This window comes from Lysinibacillus sp. NPDC094177 (genome assembly GCF_050279145.1).
GTDB lineage: Bacteria > Bacillota > Bacilli > Bacillales_A > Planococcaceae > Lysinibacillus.
In genome coordinates this window covers 103625-114612 of the sequence record NZ_JBNNTW010000004.1, presented here as the reverse complement: position 1 = coordinate 114612, position 10988 = coordinate 103625, and the positions used below count along the sequence as shown (strand labels likewise).

General features: G+C 35.8%; 13 protein-coding genes. 9 read left to right on the top strand and 4 right to left on the bottom strand.

What is annotated here, in order from left to right:
• The first annotated feature begins 284 nt into the window (after positions 1 to 284).
• Entirely contained in the window at positions 285 to 974 is a 690-nt protein-coding gene (locus ACQKNC_RS08625) for a hypothetical protein (RefSeq protein ID WP_427424449.1), read from the top strand.
• Between the two features lie 233 nt (positions 975 to 1207).
• The gene (locus ACQKNC_RS08620) at positions 1208 to 1648 is read left to right on the top strand and encodes a Dps family protein (RefSeq protein ID WP_427424448.1); all 441 of its coding nucleotides are present in this window, start codon (positions 1208 to 1210) and stop codon (positions 1646 to 1648) included.
• Between the two features lie 349 nt (positions 1649 to 1997).
• Here ACQKNC_RS08620 and ACQKNC_RS08615 read toward each other — a convergent pair whose 3' ends face one another.
• Positions 1998 to 2444, bottom strand: coding sequence for a GNAT family N-acetyltransferase (locus ACQKNC_RS08615; RefSeq protein ID WP_427424447.1), 447 nt, complete (start codon positions 2442 to 2444; stop codon positions 1998 to 2000).
• Positions 2445 to 2800: 356 nt separating this feature from the next.
• Between ACQKNC_RS08615 and ACQKNC_RS08610 the strand changes: the two genes are divergently transcribed.
• Both ACQKNC_RS08610 and ACQKNC_RS08605 read left to right on the top strand, forming a co-directional pair.
• Positions 2801 to 2917, top strand: coding sequence for a DUF3955 domain-containing protein (locus tag ACQKNC_RS08610; protein ID WP_427424446.1), 117 nt, complete (start codon positions 2801 to 2803; stop codon positions 2915 to 2917).
• A gap of 302 nt (positions 2918 to 3219) precedes the next feature.
• Positions 3220 to 3567 carry a general stress protein gene (locus ACQKNC_RS08605; RefSeq protein ID WP_427424445.1) on the top strand — a complete coding sequence of 116 codons (348 nt, stop codon included), beginning with the start codon at positions 3220 to 3222 and terminating at the stop codon, positions 3565 to 3567.
• 102 nt (positions 3568 to 3669) lie between these two features.
• Here ACQKNC_RS08605 and ACQKNC_RS08600 read toward each other — a convergent pair whose 3' ends face one another.
• Positions 3670 to 4563: a DMT family transporter gene (locus ACQKNC_RS08600; RefSeq protein ID WP_427424444.1), complete on the bottom strand. Its 894-nt coding sequence runs from the start codon at positions 4561 to 4563 to the stop codon at positions 3670 to 3672.
• 134 nt (positions 4564 to 4697) lie between these two features.
• Here ACQKNC_RS08600 and ACQKNC_RS08595 point away from each other — a divergent pair, with 134 nt between their 5' ends.
• From ACQKNC_RS08595 to ACQKNC_RS08585, 3 genes are all read left to right on the top strand, one after another.
• Positions 4698 to 5573 carry a LysR family transcriptional regulator gene (locus ACQKNC_RS08595; protein WP_427424443.1) on the top strand — a complete coding sequence of 292 codons (876 nt, stop codon included), beginning with the start codon at positions 4698 to 4700 and terminating at the stop codon, positions 5571 to 5573.
• 111 nt (positions 5574 to 5684) lie between these two features.
• The gene (locus tag ACQKNC_RS08590; protein ID WP_427424442.1) at positions 5685 to 6359 is read left to right on the top strand and encodes a phosphopantothenoylcysteine decarboxylase; all 675 of its coding nucleotides are present in this window, start codon (positions 5685 to 5687) and stop codon (positions 6357 to 6359) included.
• 379 nt (positions 6360 to 6738) lie between these two features.
• Positions 6739 to 6957, top strand: a complete 219-nt coding sequence (locus ACQKNC_RS08585; RefSeq protein ID WP_427424441.1) for a YezD family protein — start codon at positions 6739 to 6741, stop codon at positions 6955 to 6957.
• A 188-nt stretch (positions 6958 to 7145) separates the two neighbouring features.
• On the opposite strand, the gene ACQKNC_RS08580 is transcribed toward ACQKNC_RS08585, so the two are convergent.
• Positions 7146 to 7634 carry a flavin reductase family protein gene (locus ACQKNC_RS08580; RefSeq protein WP_427424440.1) on the bottom strand — a complete coding sequence of 163 codons (489 nt, stop codon included), beginning with the start codon at positions 7632 to 7634 and terminating at the stop codon, positions 7146 to 7148.
• A gap of 189 nt (positions 7635 to 7823) precedes the next feature.
• Between ACQKNC_RS08580 and ACQKNC_RS08575 the strand changes: the two genes are divergently transcribed.
• Positions 7824 to 8609, top strand: a complete 786-nt coding sequence (locus ACQKNC_RS08575) for a VOC family protein (RefSeq protein WP_427424439.1) — start codon at positions 7824 to 7826, stop codon at positions 8607 to 8609.
• An 87-nt stretch (positions 8610 to 8696) separates the two neighbouring features.
• Here ACQKNC_RS08575 and ACQKNC_RS08570 read toward each other — a convergent pair whose 3' ends face one another.
• Complete coding sequence (locus tag ACQKNC_RS08570; RefSeq protein WP_402994869.1) at positions 8697 to 8897, bottom strand: cold-shock protein; 201 nt, start codon at positions 8895 to 8897, stop codon at positions 8697 to 8699.
• Positions 8898 to 9235: 338 nt separating this feature from the next.
• On the opposite strand from ACQKNC_RS08570, the gene ACQKNC_RS08565 reads away from it, so the two are divergent.
• A complete protein-coding gene (locus ACQKNC_RS08565) occupies positions 9236 to 10915 on the top strand; it encodes a formate--tetrahydrofolate ligase (RefSeq protein ID WP_427424438.1) in 1680 nt (559 codons plus the stop codon).
• The last annotated feature ends 73 nt before the right edge of the window (positions 10916 to 10988 follow it).

Here is a 10988-nt window from a genome sequence, read left to right as displayed (position 1 = left end):
ATGTGTATAAGCTTAGTCAAGTGAATCAAGATAATCTCTAGAAGAAGTTAATTGCGGATTTGTTTGAAGATTTTTTGTTGTTCTTTTTGCCAGACTTACATGCAGAAGTTAAAGCCTTCGGCGGATGTGACGGAATTATGCCGAGGCATAATTGATAGTAAGTTGAGTTTTTACAGCAAGAGCTTTTCAAAGAAATTCTTGAGCATCGTCAAGGGCGCAAAGTAGCAGATCAAATTGCGAAGGTTCATCTAAAAAGTGGTAAAGAGCAGTGGATACTTGTTCATATGGAAATACAAGCTGTAGATGAGATACATTTTGCAAAGCGTATATTTGAGTATTTCTATCGTATCAGTGATCGCTATGGTAAGAAGATTGTGGCAATTGCTATCTTTACAAATAAGAGTACAAAAAGCACGAATCAGTATCATGAAAAATATTTTGGTACAGAAATAACGTACACTTTTAACAAGTATGTCGTGTCAGATTTTGATGAAGAAGAATTAAAAAAATCACCGAAGCTGTTTAGTAAAGCTTTACTTGCATCAATTTATTTAAATCAAACAAAAAACGAAATGAGCCATCGTAGTGCTTACAAAAGAGCTTTGTTAAAAGAAGTGTGGCCATTAAATAATGATAAAAGAACAGAAGTAAGTGCTTTGCTTTATTTTATTGATTACCTATTGAAACTACCAAGAGCCATGTCTGAGCAACTTATAAGAGATGTAAGAGAAGAAATTAGAGGGGAGGAAGAGATTTTGCATCTATATAAAGAAGATCTACCGCCGACACTTGCTGCAGTTTTGGAATTAGAAAGGCAAGAAGGATTTGAACAAGGAATCGAACTAGGCATTGAACAAACCATTAAACAAATAATCAGTGGATTGATTGAAACTGGTGCTGATGATGAGTGGATTGCTGAAGTTTCAAAGCTTCCAGTGACAAAGATAAAGGAAATTCGTAAGGAACTAAAATAGTCTAATTGTATAAAAAGATAAAACTGACAATCCCTTATTAGGTTTGTTGTTACGTCCAATTGATGGAATCCATCTGTTTTTTAGGACTGGCTTTGTAGTGGAAAATGTTTTGGTTGTGTATCTCCAGATGATCTTAAAATTTGTTTGAGTTAAAAAGAAATATGTGTGTATAGTCAGTACACTTTGCAACGCATACTAGTGGCTAGAACAACTGGCACATTGGAGGAGAAATAATGACACAAAACTTAAACAAACAATTGAATAAACTTGTCGCTACATGGTCTGTACTTTATACGAAATTGCACAATTATCATTGGTATGTTACGGGAAATGCCTTTTTTACACTACATGCAAAATTTGAAGAATTATATAATGAAACAACGTTAAATCTAGATGAAATTGCAGAGCGCATTCTTTCCAAAGATGGAAAACCAGTTGCTACGTTAAGAGAACATCTTGAGTTATCCTGTGTAGAGGAAGCGACAGGGAATGAGACAACAGAGGAAATGGTGGCTACAACCATTGCAGATTTCCAAAAACTTATGAAAGCTTTAAATTCAACAATGGAGCTTGCTGCGGAAGAAGGGGACGATCGAACAGAGGATATACTAAATGCTATGTATCAGTCCCTTGAAAAGCATACATGGATGATGAAAGCCTTCCTTGGACATTAATAACCACGACTAAATGATAGACGATGGGAACTCTTTTTTATGTACTTCCATTGTCTATTTTTTGATGTTTCAAAAGGTGTCTCAAAGTCATTAAAGTCTATGGGTACTTTTAGGAAAGTAGTTCCCAAAAAAGTACCCCAATATATCAAAGTAAAACTTTAGATAGTATCTGAACTGCTTCTTTTTCTTTGTCTTTCATAGAGTGCGTATAATATTCTATTACTGTATTTGGTGTATCGCCAATCATTTTTGTTATATTAGGAGTAGGGACACCTTGATTACATAAAATGATTGCATAGGAAATGTCGAAAACCATGCGTTTTGGTCTTTTTAATAAAATTAATGCATTTTAAAACACTTTAACTTTCATTAGTGGAAGGTGACGGTCAGGGAACACCGTAGATGGAGTAGAGCCAATGTTCTTTGCTCCCATTTTTAAATAAAAACCTTCTGCATTAGGTTCACTATCAAGAGTAAATTCGATTATTCCTAACTCCTTTGCTTTATTTAATAAATGGTCCCATATCATTCTCCCTAATCCTTTACCGATATAATCAGGATCTATGAATAATGCATCTAATTTCCGTTCGTTAATTGTAAAGCTATAAAATGCTACTATCTTGTTATCACTCTCCATTAGATAAACTGGATTTTCTTCTATGTACTCTTTAGTTACAGTCAAATCATCTATACATTGTTTTAGAAAATCTTCTGTATATCCCCAGTAGGCTTTTGACTTATAGGCTAGATCGCTTAAGATGTTACAATCTTTAATTTTTGCTCTTCTAATTAACATTATAATTCCCCCGATAAATAACTTTTTGTTTACCACTTTGCTTGGTATATATAATTTAAATTCCATAATTTACTTATACCATAAATCTTAAAGTTGAAAAAAATATAACAGATTACTTTTTAACTTTGTTTTCACCTTACTTCCAACATGCTTGTTATTTTTCATTTTGCAAATGTTGTATTTGCTTAATTTTAAAGCCTAAGTACTCAAATAAACTTTGAGCCTGAGCCTTTTTTAAATTTTAAACAAATATTGATGATTTATAGTAAAGTAATAAAAATTTATTGTTTTACGATAAAAATTACTGACTACAGATATTGCATCGGTTATTCTAACATTAGAAATTTGAGAAAGCGGTGAATCCTTTCTTCTTAATTCCAATTGGATTTTTATTATTCTTCTTAGGTATTGTGTTACTAGCTGGCGTAGCTTTGGTTTCAATGCTTAAGAAAATACAAGTCTCAAACTTATAAGATTAATTTTTTTATAAAGCCTACCAACTATCTATACAAAATAACCAGGCACTCATATTAAAAGGTGAGTACCTGGTTATTTTAAATTTCTATTAAATTTACTACTTGTCAAAAAAACGAACGTTCGTTCCGATATGATGCAAACAAATTTTTTACATTCAATATTTCTTTTGTTTTCAGCATATACTCTTATCTTAAAGATATAAAATATTACTGTTCGTTAAAAGAAAGGGTAAAAGGTTTTTTTCTTGGATAGGATGGGTAGATATCTAGTAAGCCATATAAATTAGGAGGAATTGAGCATGACGAATGAACAAAACCCACAAATTGAAGTGGCCCATACAAGGGAAGAAATGCTTCATATTTTAGAAAGTATGCGATTAGAGGAATGTCAAATAGAGGATATTTACGTTATTGCAAAGGATCCAAATAAATTTGAGGGTATAAAATGGGATGCAAATGTTAAAACACATGAGGTAGGTAATTGGGTTGATCAAATTAAGTCTTGGTTTACTGGTGAATCGGCTGTAAAAGAAGGAATAAAGCGATTTGATCTTACAGAGGGTCAAACAGCTTATTATGCTCATCTCGTTGAACAGGGTGTCATCGTATTATTTGCTGAGCATTCAACTGGACATATGACGGCATAATAGATGATTGCATTCATCGTGATCCAAGTGTAACAGAGAGAGTTTAAATAATAATAACAGAGTGAGTGCACATGCATCACTCTGTTTATTTGTTTGTAAGGATTAATGTATAGCTTTCTCATGTTTTTTAATAAAGCGTAATACATGAAGATGTTCTAATTGAGCAACAAGGTTACCAATTAGAATAAAGCTACCGCCTATTAATAATTTTATCGTTATTTCTTCCCCGATAAACATCATGGCAAACATGGCTGCAAAAATTGGCTCTAAGGAAAATATTAGTCCTGTATGTGTAGCAGAAGTAAACTGTTGTGCAACAGTTTGACCTACGAAGCAAAATGCACTACAAATGACACCGAGTCCTAAAATAGCAATCCATGAAGCCGTAGTATTTGGAAGCGTTGGTGTTTCAAAAATAAATGTCAATACGAGTGCATAAAGACCAGCAAAACCGAGCTGGTAAATGCCATAGGAAATTGATTCAACGTTTCGTGTAAATGTACTGTTTAACAGTAAGTAAATCGAATAACATAGTGCAGCGATGGCTACTAAAATATCCCCTTTTTGAAAGGTAAATGAGCCATGAGCGGTTAAAACTGTAATCCCAATCATTGTGCAAACAATCGCAAAGCTAACAGCTCTTGAAGGCAATTTCTTTTCGATAAAACTGCTGAAAATAGGTACTAAGACAACTGTTAGACTTAAAATAAATCCAGCATTTGATACCGAAGTTGTTTCAAGTCCAAATAAGCTTAGAACGAACACAATGAATAACAGCAAACCTTGAATAGCTGCATATTTTAATGTTTTAGCATTGACCTTAATCATTCGTTTATAAAAGATAATACCTGCTGCGAAAAATGCGATGATACAACGCAATGCCACCACATTATAAACAGCCAATGATTCAAGCCCCATTACCATAAAGGTATAAGATAGTCCCCAAAACATTGTCACAATAACCATTAATAAATTTGCTTTTCCTTGGATACTCATTATGCTCACCTACAATCTGTGTACTAAAACAGTTATCATACTAAAATTTACTATATATCTTGTGTTGTGATTAGTAAAACGAATGTTTATAATGGTTAGTATTAAAAAAATTCATGTATATAGAGGACAAGACAATGAGTTTAGTCAAATATGAGATTTTGAATAAAGTGGCTGAGGTAGCTAGTTTTACAAAAGCAGCAGATGCATTAGGATTAACCCAATCTGCTGTAAGTCATGCTGTTTCAAGCTTAGAAAAGGAGTTCGGCTTTGCACTCATTCACAGAAGTCGTGCGGGTGTCACGTTAACGAGTGAAGGAGATACAATGTTAAGGGCAATGAGGCATGTCCTCGATGCACAGGAATTGTTACAGCAAGAAGCAGCACATATACTTGGTGTTACTCGTGGGAAAGTGCGAATTGGTGTAATTTCAAGTATTTCCTCAAACTGGATGCCGGAAATTGTGCGTATTATGGACAATCAATTTCCTGGTATACAAGTTGAATTGCGTGAGGGAGATTATTATGAAATTGAACAATGGCTATTGAGTGGAGAGGTTGATGCAGGATTTTTAAATGGTCAAAAGTCTAAGCAATTTCAGTTTACCGAACTACAGCAGGATCCATTGCTGTGTATTGTCTCCGATAAAAGTCCGCTTTATGATAAAGCAGAAATTGATATTGTTGAACTAGAAGACATGCCATTTATCATGACTTCATATAAAGGGACGAATGATGTGAATGTACTGTTAGAGCAATATCACGTGAAGCCAAATATTCGCTTTGAACTATCGGAAGAGGTAGGGATCATTTCGATGATTTCTCATCAGCTTGGAATTAGTATTTTACCGAAATTAGTGATAAATAATTTGCCGCCTACGTTAAAAGCCATACCTTTAAAACAAGGTGGCTATCGCACAATTGGAATAGCTATGAAACACCAGGCATCACCAGTGACAAAGAAATTTGCGGAGATATTAAGTTCTTGGTTAAAAGAGCAAAATAGGGAGTAATTTCTATCTAACTCTTAGAAGAGAACAACATCTCTATAAAAACAACATTGAAGCATAACATAGCATTACGTTAAAATAGTATTTGTATATTTTCTAGAAAAAGGTGAGTGTATGGGAACATTACGAGGTAAGACCGTACTCATTACAAGTGGGGGAACACTTGAAAAATGGGATCGTGTGCGTGGGCATACGAATTTATCGAAAGGCTTGATGGGCTGTTATTTAGCTGAGGCGGCACTAGCTGCTGGGGCGAGCGTATTGTATATGCATGGTTATTTCGCACAGCTTCCGACGAACAAAGATAAAATGCGTACCATTCGATTTGAAGGCATTGAAGATTTAGGCGAGAAAGTTCGACATGCTGTTCAGGAAGAACAGGTGGATATCGTTATTATGGCAGCTGCAGGTTCTGATTGGCTCATTGACAAAGTATATGACCAATCTGGGAATTTGATGGGAGAAACAGGTAAAATGCCATCTGATGAGCCACCTATCATTCATTTTAAAAAGGCACCTAAAGTATTAGGTCAAATCAAAAAGTGGCAACCGAAAGTTACTCTAGTGGGCTTTAAACTCGAGGCAACAGATGATGAGGAATTTTTACTGTCCCGCGCACGTCTACGTATGGAATCGGCCAACGCTCAATTTATGGTAGCTAATAGCTCACAGTCCTTATATGGTGGAGATGAGCCACACTGGATTGTACCAGCTAATGGCGAACCGATAAAGATTATGGGCAAGCAAAATACAGCGCAAGCATTAATGGATTTTTTAGAAAATGATTAAAACAAAAACTGTGCAGTTCATTCAAGGTTAAATTGATATCTGCACAGTTTTTGTTTTGTTGTACCATAAACCAATACCTTAAAATCTTTTTCATTCCTCAAAACGACCCTCTAAATGTGAAATATTCCACTCATAATAATTTCTTCAAAATATCGTATCAAGTATAGATCTTCATTGATTGTATATCCTTTTATTTTTATTACATAGTATTCTAATATGTTTTATAATGTTTATATTGACAATAGGTTTTCTGAATTATAGAATTATTTCCAAGAAACGTAATACTCTTATCGAAAAAGATGGAGTGCTTGACTAAAAAAGCTTCGACAACAAATAGAGTAGGTCAATCCAACAGAGCTACTCGAAAGAGAAGGGGGCTATGATTGATGTTCGAACAGGCCTCTTTTGTACAAAAAATATGTTAAAAGAAGGGGTGTATCGGATGACTCAACAAGCAAAGGTAGATAATAGAAAACTAGAAGCAATTGCAAAGGCAATTCAAAATTTGGAATTTGGAGAAGTACACATTACGATTCAAGATGGTGTCATTGTTCAAATCAACAGACTTGAAAAGCAAAGATTTCCACAGAAAAAATAAACGGTCTGATGATAAGTGAGCAGATGTTTGAAGGCTTCAAATCAACAGAAATTCATTCCTTTGCCTTATTTTTCTATTAACCAAACTTAGTAAACTTAGTATTACGAAAAAGGGCGGAAAATACGTCAAAAAAACAGGATGATTGCCACGAATCATCCTGTTTTTGCATATATTCTGCTTGCAATAGTCTAGTCATAAAAACTTTTTGGAATTTCACCAATATGTCTGCGATGATACAGTAAGGGTTCCTTCTGTGCATCATCAATTTCTAGGACTTGCCCGATAAATATCGTATGATCTCCAGCATCGATTTGTTGAAAAATTTTACATTGTAAAATGGCTGCAGTATCATGCAAAACCGGTAGACCTAAAGTAGAAGTTGACCATTTAGCCTGGGCGAAACGATCTGGAATTTTGCTTGAAAATAACGTACATAAATGCTCCTGATTGCTAGCTAAAATATTAACAGCAAACTTTTGTGCTGTTGAAAAAAATGGGTGCAGCTGTGATTTTTTATCGAGCGACCATAATATAAGCAGTGGATCTATGGAAACGGACGCAAAGGAATTGACAGTTAAGCCAATAGGCTCATTTTCGTCATTACAAGCAGTAACAACCGTAACGCCGGTTGGATAATTACCTAATGCTAGTTTAAAAGCAGCTACTTTGTCTGTCATTCTAATCACCTCTTCATTTATTTAAGGAAATGAAAGCATCGGCATCGAAATCATTTTGTTGCCAAGCATTAAAAAAAGATATCATAAAATATAGTAACTTCTTAATAATTATAATATTCTTAATTTTATTTTAAACCAACAAAACTAACAGGTAAAGTATATAATAGAGGAAAAAAAGGGGGTTCAGTAATGACTTTATATTTTGATCATCTAGTTCATCAAGTTCAATCACCAGAGAATGCAAAGGTTTTCTTAAACAAACGTAATATCCATACAGTTAACGGTGGTCAACATACAATGTGGGGCACATACAATACGTTAAGCTATTTTGGATTAAACTATATTGAGCAAATAGCAATCTATGATCGTGATTTATTTGAAAATGCAGCGAAATTACCTTATTCCCTACATTATACGTTTAAGCGTGCTAACGAGCGCTATGGTTTTTCAAGAATTGCGTTACGTACAAAAAATATTGAGGAAGAGGGTCAACGTTTGCGTGCACTTGGCTTTGAAGTATATGGACCTGATGTTTGCAGTCGTACAAGACCAGATGGCTCTGTAGTAGGATGGAAGCTATTGCATTTTGGAAAGCCAGAGCAGGCAATTGATTTCCCATTTTTAATCGAGTGGTCTGATACAGATGAGGAACGTGTTGCACAATTAAAAGCAAATGGAGCCATTGAGACGAAACAATCAATATCGATGGAATCTGTACAATTCTATGTAAAAGATGTGCAAGCTACAGTGAAATTATGGAGGGAAGTATTACAACTTCCGGAGCCTGAACAACAAGAACAGTATATTTCCTTACACTTACCAAATATTCGCCTAGATTTTTATGAAGAAGTCGCTGCAACTACTATGACGCTAGGCCATTTAAATGAAGGACCGTTTGGGGTTACACTTAAGGATACTGACAGAACGAAGGAAACTCTAGTATTTCCCGGAGCTTTTTATTGGATCAATTGCTGAAGTTATATTTAGAATATTAAGTAGCGCTAAACAATTAAGAGCATTTGAAAAAAAGGAGCCGTTCATACATCGAACAGCTCCTTTAGTTTATACTTTTACAACATTTGACGCCTGTGGTCCTCGATTGCCTTCCACCACATCAAATGATACCTTTTGACCTTCTTCAAGTGTACGGAAGCCTTCCTCTTGGATGCCCGTAAAATGTACAAATACATCTTCTCCATCATCACATTCAATAAAGCCATATCCTTTTTCATTATTGAACCACTTTACGATTCCCTGTTGCATAAGCATTCGCCTCCAATGCGCTTGAATATAGAACTAAAAATCAATTAAGTTGTGACATAATTAAGAAAATGTGAAAAAATGCATTTTCATTAAGAACATACATGAATTGAGCAAAGTTGTCAATTGATTGTTGAAATGCTTGTATAACTAACATGATTTCTTTCACAATAAAGTCTATAATGGAATTAACTTCTTTCAGCAAATTTTCTGCTGAAAGAAGTTAAGGCCTCCGGCGGATGTCACAGAATCGGAAAGATATTCTTTGTGCTAGCACAAAGCCGATTCCGGACGCAATTATGCCGAGGCATAATTGATCGACAAAGAAAGTAGGATGCCAAATGACAACGACAAATCAACCATTAACAGATTTAGAAATTGCTAATCAAGCGGTTATGAAGCCTATTACAGAAATAGCGAAAGCTGCAGGTATTCCAGAGGATGCACTTGAGCAATATGGTCGCTACAAAGCAAAAATTGATCCATTAAAAATAACAGCACATGGTGAGGACGCAAAGGTTGTATTAGTTACAGCCATTAGTCCAACTCCAGCAGGTGAAGGGAAATCAACTGTTACGGTTGGACTTGCAGATGCACTTCATCAATTGAAGAAAAATGTTGCTGTTGCTTTACGTGAGCCATCACTCGGCCCTGTAATGGGTGTTAAAGGTGGCGCAACAGGTGGTGGATATGCACAGGTTGTACCGATGGAGGATATTAACTTACATTTCACAGGTGACCTTCACGCGATTACGACTGCGAATAATGCATTATCAGCCTTTATCGATAATCATATCCATCAAGGAAATGCATTAAATATTGACCCTCGCCGTATTATCTGGAAGCGTGTTATGGATTTAAATGATCGCGCCCTTCGTAAAGTTGTTGTGGGCCTCGGTGGTCCTGTTCAAGGGATGCCACGTGAGGATGGCTTTGATATTACTGTTGCATCAGAAATTATGGCAGTTTTCTGTTTAGCTACAAGTATTGAAGATTTACGTGAACGATTAGCAAGTATCGTAATCGGATATACATTTAATCGTGAGCCCGTATTCGTGCGTGATCTTCAAGTGGAAGGGGCATTAACATTATTATTAAAAGATGCCTTCAAACCAAACTTAGTGCAAACACTTGAGGGAACACCTGCCATTATTCACGGTGGGCCATTTGCCAACATCGCACACGGCTGTAACTCGATTATGGCGACACAAACAGCACGTAAGCTAGCCGATATCGTTGTGACAGAAGCGGGCTTCGGTTCTGATTTAGGTGCAGAAAAATTCATGAACATTAAAGCACGTAAAGCAGGTTTTAAACCAAGTGCCGTTGTCATTGTGGCTACTATTCGAGCATTAAAAATGCATGGTGGCGTAGCAAAAACAGAATTAGTTGGCGAAAATGTAGAGGCACTTTTACAAGGAATTGAAAACCTAGAGAAGCATGTAGAGACTATTCGAACATTTGGTGTAGAGCCGATTATCGCACTTAATCGCTTTATTACAGATACAGAGGCAGAACTTGCTACTGTATTAAATTGGTGTCAAGAAAAGCATGTACGCATTGCTCGTACGAATGTCTGGGAGGAAGGCGGAAAAGGTGGTCTAGCCTTAGCTGAACAAGTGCTAGCTGTTCTTGACAAAGAAAACAATTTCTCACCTTTATATGATGTAACAGAATCTATTGAGGAAAAAGTGCGTACGATTGTGCAAAAAGTTTATGGTGGGAAAGATGTGCAATTTACCGACCAAGCGAAAAAACAAATTGCTCAAATCGAAAAATTTGGCTGGGATTCTCTGCCGATTTGTATGGCGAAAACACAATACTCCTTATCCGACCAACCAAGTCTTTTAGGACGTCCTGAAGGCTTTACAATTACCATTCGAGAAGTCATTCCTAAGCTGGGTGCAGGCTTCCTAGTTTGCTTAACTGGGGATATTATGACAATGCCAGGTTTACCAAAAGCACCTGCCGCTTTGCGTATGAATGTTGATAATGAAGGACATGCGGTAGGGTTGTTCTAGATTGAAAGAAATACAAAAGAATATGTAAATGTAAAAGTTGCTCCTTTAAGTTATAAAGGGCAGCTTTTTAACT